Source organism: Myxococcus sp. CA056, from assembly GCF_013336715.1.
Classification (GTDB): domain Bacteria; phylum Myxococcota; class Myxococcia; order Myxococcales; family Myxococcaceae; genus Myxococcus; species Myxococcus llanfairpwllgwyngyllgogerychwyrndrobwllllantysiliogogogochensis.
On the sequence record NZ_JABUMT010000001.1, the window covers coordinates 1872529 to 1886394 of the forward strand.

The 13866-nt window shown below is 68.9% G+C and carries 17 protein-coding genes; 8 read left to right on the forward strand and 9 right to left on the reverse strand.

The window, feature by feature from the left end; all coding sequences use genetic code 11:
• Positions 1-11 precede the first annotated feature (11 nt).
• A complete protein-coding gene (locus HUA76_RS07645) occupies positions 12-638 on the forward strand; it encodes a molybdenum cofactor guanylyltransferase (protein WP_174460414.1) in 627 nt (208 codons plus the stop codon).
• 59 nt (positions 639-697) lie between these two features.
• Here the strand turns inward: HUA76_RS07645 and HUA76_RS07650 are convergent, their stop codons facing one another.
• Positions 698-1864: a hypothetical protein gene (locus HUA76_RS07650; RefSeq protein ID WP_174460415.1), complete on the reverse strand. Its 1167-nt coding sequence runs from the start codon at positions 1862-1864 to the stop codon at positions 698-700.
• Entirely contained in the window at positions 1861-2265 is a 405-nt protein-coding gene (locus HUA76_RS07655; protein ID WP_174460416.1) for a hypothetical protein, read from the reverse strand. The genes HUA76_RS07650 and HUA76_RS07655 overlap by 4 nt, the downstream gene beginning before the upstream one ends.
• Before the next feature lie 166 nt (positions 2266-2431).
• Here HUA76_RS07655 and HUA76_RS07660 point away from each other — a divergent pair, with 166 nt between their 5' ends.
• A complete protein-coding gene (locus tag HUA76_RS07660) occupies positions 2432-2737 on the forward strand; it encodes a DUF3817 domain-containing protein (protein ID WP_174456167.1) in 306 nt (101 codons plus the stop codon).
• Here the strand turns inward: HUA76_RS07660 and HUA76_RS45180 are convergent.
• Both HUA76_RS45180 and HUA76_RS07670 read right to left on the reverse strand, forming a co-directional pair.
• Positions 2728-3201: a hypothetical protein gene (locus HUA76_RS45180; RefSeq protein ID WP_254614011.1), complete on the reverse strand. Its 474-nt coding sequence runs from the start codon at positions 3199-3201 to the stop codon at positions 2728-2730. The two genes, HUA76_RS07660 and HUA76_RS45180, sit on opposite strands and share 10 nt — an antisense overlap.
• 69 nt (positions 3202-3270) lie before the next feature.
• Positions 3271-4077 carry a hypothetical protein gene (locus HUA76_RS07670; RefSeq protein WP_174460417.1) on the reverse strand — a complete coding sequence of 269 codons (807 nt, stop codon included), beginning with the start codon at positions 4075-4077 and terminating at the stop codon, positions 3271-3273.
• Between the two features lie 133 nt (positions 4078-4210).
• Between HUA76_RS07670 and HUA76_RS07675 the strand changes: the two genes are divergently transcribed.
• Positions 4211-4825: a TIGR02265 family protein gene (locus HUA76_RS07675; RefSeq protein ID WP_141647931.1), complete on the forward strand. Its 615-nt coding sequence runs from the start codon at positions 4211-4213 to the stop codon at positions 4823-4825.
• A 6-nt stretch (positions 4826-4831) separates the two neighbouring features.
• Here HUA76_RS07675 and amrB read toward each other — a convergent pair whose 3' ends face one another.
• Entirely contained in the window at positions 4832-5644 is an 813-nt protein-coding gene (amrB, locus tag HUA76_RS07680; protein WP_174460418.1) for an AmmeMemoRadiSam system protein B, read from the reverse strand.
• Positions 5645-6305: 661 nt separating this feature from the next.
• Between amrB and HUA76_RS07685 the strand changes: the two genes are divergently transcribed.
• Complete coding sequence (locus HUA76_RS07685) at positions 6306-6869, forward strand: hypothetical protein (protein ID WP_174456169.1); 564 nt, start codon at positions 6306-6308, stop codon at positions 6867-6869.
• 64 nt (positions 6870-6933) lie between these two features.
• Here HUA76_RS07685 and HUA76_RS07690 read toward each other — a convergent pair whose 3' ends face one another.
• The 4 genes from HUA76_RS07690 to HUA76_RS07705 all read right to left on the reverse strand — a co-directional run bounded on the left by HUA76_RS07690 (position 6934) and on the right by HUA76_RS07705 (position 10715).
• Positions 6934-7809, reverse strand: coding sequence for a hypothetical protein (locus HUA76_RS07690; protein ID WP_141647934.1), 876 nt, complete (start codon positions 7807-7809; stop codon positions 6934-6936).
• 186 nt (positions 7810-7995) lie between these two features.
• Positions 7996-8931 (reverse strand): proline dehydrogenase family protein, encoded by a 936-nt coding sequence (locus tag HUA76_RS07695; RefSeq protein ID WP_174460419.1) that lies wholly within the window; start codon positions 8929-8931, stop codon positions 7996-7998.
• 169 nt (positions 8932-9100) lie between these two features.
• Entirely contained in the window at positions 9101-9889 is a 789-nt protein-coding gene (locus HUA76_RS07700; protein WP_371817290.1) for an alpha/beta fold hydrolase, read from the reverse strand.
• A 103-nt stretch (positions 9890-9992) separates the two neighbouring features.
• Entirely contained in the window at positions 9993-10715 is a 723-nt protein-coding gene (locus HUA76_RS07705; RefSeq protein ID WP_174460421.1) for a lysophospholipid acyltransferase family protein, read from the reverse strand.
• A 302-nt stretch (positions 10716-11017) separates the two neighbouring features.
• On the opposite strand from HUA76_RS07705, the gene HUA76_RS07710 reads away from it, so the two are divergent.
• From HUA76_RS07710 to HUA76_RS07725, 4 genes are all read left to right on the forward strand, one after another.
• Positions 11018-11530 (forward strand): hemerythrin domain-containing protein, encoded by a 513-nt coding sequence (locus HUA76_RS07710; protein WP_254614012.1) that lies wholly within the window; start codon positions 11018-11020, stop codon positions 11528-11530.
• A gap of 193 nt (positions 11531-11723) precedes the next feature.
• A complete protein-coding gene (locus HUA76_RS07715; protein ID WP_174460422.1) occupies positions 11724-12245 on the forward strand; it encodes a cell wall protein in 522 nt (173 codons plus the stop codon).
• 132 nt (positions 12246-12377) lie between these two features.
• On the forward strand, positions 12378-13262 hold the full coding sequence (locus tag HUA76_RS07720; RefSeq protein ID WP_174456175.1) for a tryptophan 2,3-dioxygenase: 885 nt from the start codon (positions 12378-12380) through the stop codon (positions 13260-13262).
• 233 nt (positions 13263-13495) lie between these two features.
• Positions 13496-13678 carry a hypothetical protein gene (locus HUA76_RS07725; RefSeq protein WP_141647940.1) on the forward strand — a complete coding sequence of 61 codons (183 nt, stop codon included), beginning with the start codon at positions 13496-13498 and terminating at the stop codon, positions 13676-13678.
• The last annotated feature ends 188 nt before the right edge of the window (positions 13679-13866 follow it).

The window sequence follows — 13866 nt, forward strand, 5'->3', positions numbered from 1 at the left end:
AGACACGAGCCATGGACCCCAACAGCGGCAGTCTCGGCAACACATATCCGGACGTGACGCTGGCCATCATCGCGGGAGGCCAGGGACGACGACTGTCCGGTGTGCCCAAGGGCATGCTGGAGGTGGAGGGCCGCACGGTGCTGGCGCGACTGCTCGCGCTGGCGCCCCGCTTCGGTGAGGTGCTCCTGGTCGCCAACGCACCGGAGCCCTACGCCCGTTATGCGCTGCGCACCGTCGCGGATGTGGTGCCGGACAAGGGCGCGCCCGGCGGCGTCCACGCGGCACTCTCCGCGGCGCGGACGCCCTGGGTGGTGGCGGTCGCATGTGACATGCCCTTCATCTCGCCCGATGTCCTGCGCGTGTTGCTCGACGCGCGCGGTGACGACGTGGACGCGGTGTGCTTCGACGCGGGCGGACGCGTGGAGCCCCTGCTGGCCGTGTACCGCGCCGCGCTCGCGCGGGTCTGGCGCGCGACGTTGTCCGAAGACCCGTCGCTGCGTCAGCTCCTCTCCCGCTTCCGCGCGCGACTGCTGCCCGAGTCCGCGCTGCGCGCCGTGGACCCGTCGCTGCGCGCGCTGGTGAACGTGAACACCCCTCAGGACCTCACGCGGTACGCGGTGACGCTGCCTGGCGAGTAGTCCTCACTTCGAGACACGCGCCATGAATGCGTGCCATCGCCTCGCACCGCCCGGCGCCGTCAGGAGCGAGGCGTCGGGACGGGCTGGAGGAGGGTGGGCAGCTCCGCCAGGTCGAGCACGAGGCTGGGGCGAATCTGGCCGACGGCATCGGACATGTCCTCGCCCTGGCCCTGTACGCCCAGGCCCACGGTGAAGCGGTCGCCCACCATGACGCGGGTGGTGGCCACGACGCTGGCGCGTTTCGTGTCCGTGTTTCCCAGTTTCAACAGTGACTGGGTGGCTTCGAGCTTGAGCTGGAAGCGCTGCGAGGCGACGCCGAAGGACAGGCCGACGTCGACCCATCTGTCCATGGAGAGCTCCGGGCGCGGACGTTCCTGGAGTACGCGCACTTGCATGGCGACCTCGAGGTTGGAGTCCGCGCTGCTCAACAGCTCCAGCGTGGCCGCGCCGAAGCCGCGCTGGATGGCGACGCCGTCGCCGTCATGTGACTTGAGGCCGGGTGTCACCCAGCGTCCGCCGACGGAGAAGAAGAGGGCGCTGGAGGCCTGGCGTGTCTCGCGGGTGCAGGCGGGGAGGCCCTGGCGAATCTTCGCGATGCCCGCCTGGCGCGCGGCCTCCATGGCGAGGCGGTAGTCCGCGAGGGCCTTCTCGAAGTCGGCGGGATTCACATGGTCGCCGGGCAGGGGCTTGTCGGGGAACTCGTAGAGGCTCGGGTCCGCGAGGACGCGGGTGATGCAGGTGTTGTAGGTGGAGCCGTAGATGCTGCGCTCGCCGAGGACGTCCACGGACAGGCCGGCCATCACGGTGGCGAAGCGGCCCTTCTCCGGGACGGCGTCCTGGAAGGGCGTGTCCTGGCCCACGCCGAGGGTGAGGGCGGTGTCCTGGAGCAGGCGGGTGAGGACGGAGGCGTTCCGCGCGGCGACGGCCTCCGAGTAGAGCCGTTCGAAGCCGTCGGTGAGCAGGTAGGGGTTGAGCTGGAGCGCGAAGGACGCCTGGGTGCCGTCGAGCACCGCGCCCACGCCGCGCAGGCTGGCCACGAGGGCGGAGGGGTTGGAGGGGTGGACGACTTCTCCGGCGGTGGCGATGTCCAGGCCGGCGGCGGTCTCCGAGCCGCCTCGAAGGATGCTGGGGAAGTCGAGCTCCACGGTGCCCGCGTCCGGCGTGCCACCATCCTGGGCGTTCGCGACGGAGGCGCAGAGGAGGAGCAGCGCGAGGAGCGCCCTCATTCCACCACCGTCCAGGTGAGGGTGATGAAGTCGGCCACCGCGCCCTGCTGGAGGGAGAAGTCGTCCCAGAGGGCTTCCTTCTGGCCCTTCTCGAAGACGAGCGTCGCGCGCTGGAGGAACCGTGCGCCCGCGCCCGTCGGGTCCGCGACGGAGAACACGGCGCGCACCCACCCCTGGGCGGCGGTGGGCAGGAAGTCGTCGGGCAGGGGGACGGTGCCGTCGCCGGTGAAGACGTCCGAGTGGAGCTGGCGGCGCTCCTGGCCCTGCATCTTCCCGCTGACGACCAGGCGCATGGCGACGGTGTTGAGGACACCGGAGGGCCGCTCCAGCACCAGCTTCACGCCCTTCCGGTCCGCGCGTGGCACCTGGATGATGGACTCCAGCTTGTCGTTGCCTGACATGGTGTTCCCCCCTCGACGGGTGATGGCGGGCTTTGCCGGCCTCACCCGGTTCATTCTAGTGGGAGGGATGACGTGGAAAGAAGCCAGGCGGGCGGGCGACCGGGTGCGTCACCCTGACGCATGGACGGGAGGGTCGGAGGGTGGGAGACAGGAGGGGGAGAGCGCCATGTTGAAGACCCCTCTTGGACGGTTCCGCGCGGTGGCCTTGTTGGAAGGCCTGTCGTTCGTGTGCCTGTTGTTCATCGCGATGCCGCTGAAGTACGCGGCGGACATGCCGTTGGCGGTGCGCTTCACGGGAATGGCGCACGGGCTGTTGTTCGTGCTGTACCTCTTCGCGTTGATGGAGGCGGCCATCGCGCTGCGCTGGTCCTTCGTGCGCGTGGCGGTGGCGTTCGGCGCGTCGCTGGTGCCCTTCGGCAACTTCCTGCTCGACGCGAAGCTGCGCAAGGAGAACGCCCCTGTTCAGGGGTGATACGGGGCGCGCTCGAGGAACCGCCCATCCGGCGCGATGGCGTAGACCTCGAACCAATCGAACTCGAGCGTGACGCCGGGGCCGAAGCCAGGGCACCTGTCCACGCGTCGCTCGACTTGAACGAAGTAGATACCGGCCTCGAAGCCGACGCGCAGCTCCAGGGAGCGGGGCGAGAACGCACACTGCTGGGTGTGCTGCTTCGGAAAGCGCTTCATGGCCTCTTGCAGCGCGGTGTGCGCGGCGAGCACGGCGGGGCCATCCAACGTGGCCAGCGGGCGAATCTCCTCTGGCCATTGAATGGGGCGTTCGCCCGTTGCAGTCGGAGAGAGCCCCGCATCCCTCGTCGTCGTGGGCTGAGGTCTCACGACTCCCGCATCCGGGCTCCCCGCGTCGGGCGTGGGCGGAGCAGCGCCGCCATCCGTCAGCAGGGACACCAGCAGGAGCAGGGGATTCAGTCTCAGCATGTGGCACCTGATGAACGTGCGGGACGGCGGGACGTGGCGCGAGGGCTCATGGGCGTGGCGTCGAGCAGCCTATGGGGACATCGCGGAAGAGCAATCAGGAGGAGTGCCGTGAGGCCTGATGGCGCTGGAGGGGCGAGGGCGACAGGTGGCCTGGAAGCTCCATTTCTTCCGGGCGGAGTCCCAGAGAAAGACCTCACCCGCCGGGTTCCATTTGTAGAACCGAGGCGCGCTTCGATGGCCCGTGGCGAGCCATCCCCAGGTCGAAACGGGTTGCCCTCGCGCATCTCGGGCCAGTCTGCCGCTCGGCGTGGTCGCATACGCCATCATCACCCAGAGTCCCTCGCCCGACTTCGCCAGGGGCCAGACGACGAGGTCCTTGGCGCTGACCTCCGCTCCGCAGGGATGGTTGTGGGCATAGCCGAAGATGGGCAGGTCCCTTCCGAAGTCCACGTCATCCACGCCGCCAAATGGAGGTCGGCATGCGCTCGCTGATGTTCCCCCATCGCGAATGGGCCAGGACACACGCCAGTCGTCCGGCGTGCGGTAGATGGCGACGCAGTACTCGGTCGCATCGGGACGGGGACGCCCCGTCCGGGCGTCGCAGGCGTCCATGGAACTGGGGAGCGCCATCAACGCCTGGAGGGTGGGCAGGACCAGGTCATCCGGAACGGCCGCCGACGTGTCGAGCACGGTGGGCACCTCGGGCCAGGGTCCCGGCGCCACCGCCAGGAAGGTGTCACCGTCCAGCGAAGGCAACTCCGAATGCAGGTAGTAGCGTCGTGTGCTCGCGCAGGCGATGACGAGTGGCAGACCGAGCCAGGCAATCCACCGCGGCGCGAGGCGCCGGAGCCGTGCGGGAATGCGCGAGAGCGTCATTTCACCCAACGTAGTGCATTGGCCGCATTCCCAGGAACGGGACGCGCCAGGGTGTGGATGACCTCCAGGAGTTCGCGCGCGCGAGGAAGCTGTGCGAGCATTCCGCGCGCTTTTTCGCGGTGGAGGTCGGCTCATGGAACGCGGCACTTGGAACACGCCAGAGGCAGTGCAGCGGGAGCTGGATTCGCGGCTCGCCCTCGTGCAGTCCTCCGAGCACATTCGCGGCATGCACTTCGCCGCCGTGCTCGACACCGTGCGCTTCCTGGGCGGTGAGCAGGCGGTGAAACACATCGTCGACGCCGGTGACTTCCCCCCCGACCTTGACCCCACCGAGCTCTACCCCGTCCCTCCCTTCATGAGGCTGTTCTTCGCCTCCGCCAACCTGCTCGCGCCCCAACTCGGCGGCGTCGAGGAGGCCATGCGCCAGATTGGCGTCCAGGGCACGCTCGCCTTCGTCCGCTCCATGTTCGGCACCGAGGTCCGTCAGCAGGTCGGCGGAGATCCAAAGCTCCTCGTCAACATGCTCCCAGAGGCCTACCGCATGGCCATCGACTTCGGCGAGCTCCAGGTCGAATGGACCGCGCCTCGCGCCGGCCTCATCCACATGCGCCGCATCTTCACCCCCGTCGCCTACAACGAAGGCATGCTCGAAGGTGCCCTCCAGGCCGTCGGCGCCCAGGACATCCGCGTCGAGGGCCGCCAGACATCGCTGCTCGACAGCGAGTACTCCCTCTCCTGGGACGACTGAGCGCTTCTACCGGGACGCGCCCCTCGCGGGCGCATCCGCATCGAAGACGAAGGCGCCGTACCCAATCACCTCGTCCCGTGCCCCGGCCGCATCCCCGGAGCTGCGCAGCGCCATCAACCTGGGCCGCAGCCCCCGCCGCTTCGCCACCCGCAGCAGACCGCTGATGGCCTCCGCGCCACACGCGCTGCCCGCGTCCAACGGCCCCTCCAGCGCCAGCACCCGCGCCGCCGTCGCATGGTCCGCCCGCCGCGCCTCCTCATACGGCCGGTAGTGCGACAGGTCCGACGTGACGACGAGCAACACGTCCTCGTCCCACAACGCCTCCAGCACCTGGGCGACCTCCTCCTCGTCCGTGCGCCCCACCACCAGCGGCAACACCGTGAAGCGCTCCAACACGCGCTGGAGGAAGGGGAGCTGCACCTCCAGCGCATGCTCCGACTCGTGCGCCTCCGTCGAGGCGCTCACCTGTCCCAGCGCGGTCGCCCGGCGCAGCAGGTCCACATCCAGTCGCACGTCCCCCAGCGGCGTACACAGCAGGTCCACCTCCGGGTACGCCAGGCCGCGCAGCCTGTGGAAGTGACACGGCCCCAGCAACAACACCCGCGTGCGCTCCGCTCGCCGAGCCCACAACGTGGCGTAGGCCGCCGCCGCCACCGCGCCTGAATAGACATACCCGGCATGCGGAACGATGAGCGCGGTGGGAAGCCCCTCCCCCGGCCCCCGCGCCTGCTCCAGCCACGCGTCTACCTGCGTCATCAACGTGGTGGGATTGGAGGAATAGAAGGTGCCCGCCACCGCGGGCGCACGCACACGAGGCATGTCCTCCAACCCGTCCTTCCCTGGGCGGCGCCGCGAGCACTGACGGGCGGGGCGGGCTGTCCCACCAGCGGCCCCGGGCTCCACACGAACGTGGCTCCGGGTGGAATCCTACGGACAGACGGCAACGCGAGGATATGCGAATCATTGCAAGTCTGTTCGCTTATGGGACGTGCGGGTCCCGACTTCGAGCGCCTCGCGCCTCATTCCCGGCCCTCCACGAATGACAAAGGATTGATTTCACCGGCCGTTCGTCTGGCGTGAGGCTTGCTACCGGTGACTTCGTTCCGTGCGCTCCTTCCGAGCGGTTCAGGGCCGTTCGGGGCACGGAACCTCGCGCATGGGAGGGCCGGCTGGGACTTCTGACTCCTCCACCCTGGCCGACCTTCCCGTCCGTGAGCCCTGGCCCATGCGGGCCCGCCGCGCGCCCGTGTCCAGGCCCGGGCCCATGTCTCAGCGATGTCTCACGCGCGGCGTCTCCGGGAGCGAGTTTCCTCGGCAGATGGCGCGAGGAACGGCTCCGCCGAGCGAATTCTCAAGTTGCGCTCATGCGGTACATGACACACAGGGAACGAAAAAAGGATGCGCGCAGGCGCGCATTGACTAGAAGGGGCCGCCGAGCGCCCGGGAATGACCGCGGGCACACGCAACGGAGGGACGCTTCATGAAGGCAAATCAGTGGCAGGCCATGGCCGTAGCGGCCGGGTTGATGGTGTCGACGAGTGCATTGGCGCAGTCGACGGGTGGTGGTTCCGGTGCTTTCGGCAACGCCGGGCAGATTGTCGTCAGCTCGGATGCGTCGGCGAACCTGGGCTACACGACGGAGGGCGCGGGGTACGGTTTCTTCAACCTGGCGCCGAGCGTGGATTACTTCCTGAAGGAGAACCTCTCCATCGGTAGCGGCGTCAACCTGGCGGTGTTGTTCGGCGAAGGCGACACGGTGGCCGCCTTCGGCATCAACGCGCGCGTGGGCTACAACATCTCCCTCACGGAGAAGGTCTCCGTGTGGCCCAAGGCCATCGTCACGCTGTTCGTCGGCGACAACATCCTGTCGCTCCCCGACGGCACGGGCTCGGCCTCCACGGTCATCCTGGAGGGCTACGCGCCCTTCCTGTACCACGTGACGTCCCACTTCTTCGTGGGCGCCGGTCCTCGCCTGGCCTTCGGCCTGGGTGATGACGTCGACGTGACGTTCAGCGTCGGCACCACGGTGGGCGGTTACTTCTAGCGGTTTCGAGGCCCCGCGCGCGGCAGGCTGTGTCCCGCCGCGCGCCGGGGCTTCGTCGTCTTCGTCAGGGCAGCGTGAGGCGGCTGACGCCCCCGCCCGGACGGAGTGGACGGCCCACGCGGGTCTCCTCCACCCAGCCCTCCGCGGACGGCGCGTTGCCTTCGTGGATGAGCCGCAGGCCCAGGTGCAGCGTGCGCGAGCCCGTGCCCGGTGAGTAGAGGCGCAGCACCGCCGCCGCCTCTTCGACGACCCGGCGTGACACCGACCGCGTCGTGTTCCCCCGGCCCGCTCGCACCACGCGCCAGCCCTCCAACTCCCAACCCACCACGCGGCCGTCCCTCACGTGCACGGACACGTCCGCCCACACCGTGCCGTCCACGGGCACCCGCACCGGCATGAGCAGGCGTTGGACGCTTGCGGCCATCCAGGTCGACTCGGGCGTCGAGGCCTCACGCCGTCCGGCGAGGTGAAGGGCCTCGGGAGGCCGCTCGGTGGAGAAGGACGCGCTCGGCTCCAGGGCCCACGAGGACGCGTCGCGACGCAGCCGCAGCACCACCTCGCCCGCGGAGTGACTCGTGGTGGACATCAGCGCCCGGGCCACTGTTCGCCGCAAGTCATCCGAGTCGATGCCGCGTCCCGGCCGTCCGCCGCGCTGCACCGACTGGTAGCCCACCAGCGTGAGGGCGCCGCGCTCCGACCAGAACGTGAGCTCCAGGCGCGAGCCGACGTCACGCACGCCACCCGCCAGCGCCGCCACCTGCCGGGCCACTTCCCGCGCTTCCTGGCGACGGGCCTCCTCGTGCTCGAAAGGCTCGTCCGTCCCCGCGCGTCCCGAGCCGCCCGTGCCGCCGGACGCGCACGCGAGGCTCGTCGCGAGGATGACGACACCCACGGTCCGAGCGCACACCCGGAGTCCGTGGTGAATGGACCGCATGGACATGGCTTTCCCCCTCCGGGTGACAGCGTCACCGGGTTGGATTGGGCTTGCGCGGGGCGCGCGGGCCGACAGGGTATTCCTGTGAGGCAAAGACGCGCGTGGTGAGGGATTCCTGAGCGCTCGGGACTGGCGGACGGGACGTTTGTCCATTCCCCCACGCCCGGCTGCCCGGTGCGCCGGGGTCGCCGCTCACCGCGCGAGGTGGCGCAGGACGAACGCGAGGTTCGCCGGACGCTCGGCCATGCGGCGCATGAGGTAGGGATACCAGTGGGGTCCGTACGGGACGTAGATGCGCACCGGATGACCCTGCTCGGAGAGTCGTTGCTGGAGGTCTTCCCGGATGCCGTAGAGCATCTGGAACTCGAACGCTTCACGCGGCAGTTGTCGCCGCGCGGCATGCTCCAGCGTCGCGTCAATCATCCGCTCATCGTGCGTGGCGATGCCGTGATACACGCCGCTGTCGAGCAGCACCTTCATGCACCGTACGAAGCTGGCATCCACGTCCTTCTTGTCTGGAAAGGCGATGTCCGGCCCCTCCAGATAGGCGCCCTTGCACAGACGGATGCGCACCCGCTCGGCGCACAGCGCGTGGGAGTCTGCTTCCGTGCGCCGCAGACAGCTCTGCAGCACCGCGCCCACGTGTCGCTCGCCGTGCTTCGTGTGCAACTGGCGGACGATGTCGAGCGTCGCCTGGGTCACCGCGCCGTGCTCCATGTCGATGCGCACGAAGGTGTCTCGTGCTCGCGCATCGGCCACGACGGTGCGCGCGTTCTCCAGTGCCAGCGCCGGGTCGAGCAGCAGTCCACACTGCGTCAGCTTCAGCGACACGTTGGCCTTCACGCCCGTCTGGTCGATGCGCGCCAGCAACCGTCGATACTCGCGCACCTCGTCCCGCGTCTGGGCCGCGTCGCGTACCGCTTCGTTGAGATGGTCGAACGACGCCCAGAGTCCGCGCGCGGTGAGTGCCTTCACCGCGTCCATTGCCTCTTCCAGACTCTCGCCCGCGACGAAGCGCCGTGAAAGGCGTCGGAGTGGTCCCAGGCGCGTTGCCCGGTCCTTCAGCCCTTCCTGGCGTGACAGGAACAGCAGGGCGGAGCGCGAGAGTCGCGCGGCGGTGTGGCTCATGGCGCGCGCCCTGGAGTGTCGATGCCTTGCTCCAGGCATGACAGGAACCGCAGAGCGGAGCGTGAGAATCGCGCGGTGGTGTGGCTCATGGCGCGAGCCTCGGAGTTCCGGCACCGTGCTCCGGGCGCGACAGGAACAGCGGAGCGTGAGAGTCGCTCGGTGGTGCGGCTCATGGCCCGAGCTCCGGAGTGTCGGCGCCGTGCTCCTGGAGGAACGCGCCGACGGCGGCGTTGAAGGCTTCCGGGTGGCTCATGTACGGCAGGTGGCTCGCGTCGCGGAGCAGCTCCAGCCGTGCGCCAGGGATGTGCTCCGCCACGTCGTGCGCGGCCCGGGGCGGCACCAGCAAATCCCTGCCACCTTGGATGACGAGCGTGGGCACTCGCAGTTGATGGAGCCGGGGATGGAAGTCCGCGGCCAGCACGTCGCGCAGCCGGCGCAGCAACTCCACGGGGGTCAACCGCCGCGCCTCGCGCACGATTTCCGCGCGCCCCTCCGGGGGCAACCGCGCGCCGCCGAGCACTCGCGCCACCGTGGGTGCGAAGAGATACGCCAGCGGGCGCGGCGTGCGCACCAGCGTGGACAGCGTCACCGCCAACCGCCTCACCCGGCGCACGCTGGCCACCGGAGACACCAGCACCAGCGCCTTCACCCGCTCCGGGTGCGCCAGCGCGAAGGCGATGGACAGCAGGCTGCCATAGGAGGAACCCACGAGCGCGAAGCGCTCCGGTAGCCGTGCCTCGGGGTCGTTCAGCACGGCCAGGTTCCACTGCAGCGGGGTGTGGGTGGCCGGGGTGTGCAAAGGCGGCGTCCACAGCAACAACCGGAACCGTCCGGCCAGCGGCTCCATGGGCGCGAAGGACCTTCCACTGGCACCCAACCCCGGCAGACACACCACGGTGCGGGCTACATCCGTATCGCCGTTGGGAAAGGTGAACAGCCGCGAAGGTGTGCCTTTCACCCGGCGCTCCTCGCAATGCAAGTGCGCGTAGCCAGAGGGAATGTCCTCGACGTCCGGGACGCGCGACGGCGCGGGGGCCCGGGCCTTCGGGCCCGGAGGTGTCTCAAGCATGGCGAGCCCTGACCAGCAGCCGGTGCACGCTGGTGGCCACCCTGTCGCGGAACGCGCGCAGCCGCGACTCGGAGGCCCCCGAGGGCGGCGGGCTGTGGGCATTGCCCAGCGCGAAGGTGAGGCGCACCGGAAATGGGAGAGGGCCCAGCCCCACCAGCAGCGGCACGCGATACTTCGCCTCGTTCGTCAGGTGCACGCCCAGCCGCGCCTCGCCGGGCGGCCAGAGGAAGGTGTCGTCCACGCCGAAGCCCGCGAAGGGCACCACCGGCACCCCCGCATCGGAGGCCACCCGCGCGAAGCCCAGCGCCCGCTCCCAGCGCAACTGATAGCGCCCGCGCGGCCGCTTGAAGACCTCTCTCGCGCCGCCCGGGTAACAGACGACCAGCGCTCCGTCGCGCAGCACCGCCAACGCATTGTCCTGGGTCCCCTCCACGCCACCCAGCCGGGGCAACACCGTGCGGACCACGGGAATGCGGAAGAAACCTCGCTCCGCCAACCCCAGCACCCGGCGCCCGGTGGCCTGGTGCAGCAGATGGAAGAACGCGGGCGTTTCGTAACCCCACACGCCATGGTTTCCCACCAGCAACACGGGGCCGCTCGACGGCAGGTGCTCGGTGCCCACCAGCCGGGCCCGGTGGTAGAGCGCGGAGAGCGCCGCGCCCCGCTCGGCGAGGTGGAACACCGTCCTCCGCAGGGTGGCGAGCGAAGCTTCCACGAGGAAACATGATGGAGACGTCCCCGCCCATCGCCATCCAACCCGGCCGGGCGGACGGGCCCCCGCTTCCGGGCCGTCGGTCATCGCAAACCCACGCGCCGTCCCCGGGGGGACGCGCCCTGCCCACCCCGGAGGTTGCTTTGAGTAGGCAACGCTTCGCGCTCGGCCCCATGGGCTTTCAGCCGCCAGTCGAGGCAGGCTGCGGGACGTTGTTTCACCCCGCCGAACGTTCGCTCGCCCTGTCGTTTGAGTTTCGATAATGTGAGGATGAAGCGCAGCTTTGGTTGTCTGCCTGCCGAACCATGCAGATGGTTGAGGGTATGGGAGGCCCGTTCGACATCCTCGTGGAGGAGCACCGTGAGCTCGAGGAGCGCTTCGAGCGGCTCGTGTCCGGCGCGGAGGAGGAGCCTCTGAGCGCGCAGCGCGAGCTGCTGGAGCTGTTGCGACTGCACACCTGGCTGGAGGAGCGCTGTCTGCAACCGCTGGTGGCTCGGGTGGAAGGGCGTGCTCGTGCCCGTCAGCAGGCCGAGGATCATCTGGCCATGCGTGAGCTGATGGATGAGTTGGAGGAATTGCCCCTGGGCGATGCCGAATGGCAGGCCCGGCTCTATGCGCTCGAGGATCTCTGGGTCGCGCATTTCCAAGAAGAAGAGAGTTCGCTGTTGCCCAGACTCTCCACCGCGTTGGATCCCCGCGAGCAGCAGACGCTGCGCGTGGAGCTGACGCTGGCTCGCGAGGAGCTGCGCACCCTGGCCGAGGGGCCCTTTGTTTCGGGGACCCGCTCCCTGCTGGAAGACCTTCGCTGGGACGGCTGAGCGCCGTTCCCGCCCCACTGGAATGGGGCCCCGACCGGTACGGTAGGGGGGGTGATACGTCCTTCAGTCACACCTTTTATCGCTTCCTTTAGACAAATCCTAAATTGGAAGGTATGGGTATGAGCAGCATCACAAATCAACTCCCCCTTCCAGACCTTCAACAACCAGATTAGCCAAGACGAGGATTGAACGAATGTCCGTGGATAAAGCGTTTCGGGACATGATCCGTAACGAAATCGAGGTCCAGCTCAAGCCGCTGCGCGACGTGGTCTCCCGCCTGGAGTCCGGGACGGCGGATCTGGATGCACTGCGCAACGTGGCGGAGCGGCTGGCCCCGCTGGCCGAGGTCGTGGGGCCGCTGTTCGGCGCCCAGGTCGCGGCGGCGAAGCCGGGCCGCAAGGCCGTGGGTCGTCCCCCCGCGGCGGCGCGTGGCGCGGCGGCGTCGGTGTCGGCGGGTGGCAAGCGCCGTGGCCGTAAGCCGGCGGCGGCGGATGGCTCGCGCGAGTGCGCCATCGTCGACTGCGGCAAGCCCAGCCGGACCAAGGGCTACTGCGCCGCGCACTACCAGAAGCTGCGGATGCTGGAGAAGACCAACCGCCGCCCGTCGGCGTGGGTCGACTACGCGCCCGCCAACAGCGTTGAGGATATCAAGCTGCCCCGTGGCCGCGCCGCGTCGAAGGCCCTGGCCGCCGCCGCCCAAGCAGCGAACGGTTAAATCAGCGGCACGTTTGGCCCCGGCCCGGGCAGACAGTGACCGCACCTCCGTCAACCGTGCTCCCTGGCAGGGAGAGGGTTCGGGGGCAGCCCGTACGGGAAGTCTTGCCCGCGGGGGCTTGCAGGGGCATGAATGCCCGGGCCCATGAACAAACGAGATCTGGAGCCTGGAATCATCACCGACCTGGCCGGAAGGACCACGTACGGTGAGTACCTACAGCTCGACCGGCTGTTGTCGGCGCAGGTTCCGCGCTCGCAGCCCCCGCACCACGACGAGCTGCTCTTCATCATCCAGCACCAGACGAGCGAGCTGTGGATGAAGCTTCTCATCCACGAGCTGAGCGCGTGCATCCGCTATGTGCAGGCGGACCGGCTGGAGCCTTCGTTCAAGATTTTCGCCCGCGTGGGGAACATCCAACGGATGCTCTTCGAGCAGTGGAGCGTGCTGGAGACGCTCACGCCGAATGAGTACCTGGAGTTCCGCGACGCGCTCGGGCCCGCGTCTGGCTTCCAGAGCTGGCAGTACCGCGCGGTGGAGTTCCTGCTGGGCAACAAGGACCCCAATGCCCTGGGTCCCTTCCGCCACCAGCCGGATGTGCATGGTGAGCTGGAGCGGCTGTTGGAGTCTCCCAGCCTCTATGACGAGTTCCTGCGGTACCTGGCGCGCATGGGGCATGCGATTCCGGAGGACCGCGCCCAGCGCGACTGGCGGCTGCCGTACGAGAAGAGCCCGGCCGTCGTGGAGGTGTTCCGTCGCATCTACGAGGACACCGACGCGCACTGGGATGCGTACGAGATGTGCGAGAAGCTGGTGGACACCGAGGAGCGGTTCCAGCTGTGGCGCTACCGGCACATGATGACGGTGATGCGAATCATCGGCTTCAAGCAGGGCACCGGGGGCTCCTCCGGGGTGTCCTTCCTTCGCAAGGCCTTGGATTTGCGCTTCTTCCCAGAGCTGTGGGATGTGCGCACGGAGCTGGCGCCCCCCGGGGCCCGGGCTCATAAACCGTCGACATGAGCGCGCTCCTGGCCGTCATGGCAGGCGTTGCGCCCCAGTCTTGACGTGCGGCCAATTGAGAGGAATGGCGGGGGGCCGGCGTGACAGGCTTCCGGCGTGAAACATCGACAATGTGACGGGGTGGATGGGCAGGTGTCGGAAGCCACCCTGTCCGCCCAGCGGCCTGACGGGTGGGCGGGACATGCGCTCGCTTCAGGGCGCGCCCTAGCTTGAGTGAGCAAAGGGAGCGCGCCATGGCCGAACATGAAGTCACCCATCCCAGGAAGGAGCCTCGGCTTCCCGAGGACGGGCGGGAGGCTCGGCGTTCGGCGGGAGAGCCTGTGTCGCCGCCGCCCGACCAGGTCGGTGGGGTGCCGGACACGCGGCCCGGCCCGGGCAAGCCGGTGGTGCATCCTTCACCCGTGCCCGAGGACTGACGGCTCGTCGACAGGCGCCAGGCGTCAGCCATTCGGCGGCGTTCGTGTGGGGATGCGCGGGCTAAACCAACGATCTCGATTCTCGCACGACGTCAGGAGGCACGCCTGAGGTCGGCTCGGCGCAGGGATGGACAGGCAGAGCGCTGTGCATTCCGCGCGTTGAGGTAGGCATGTACCCGCACCATGAG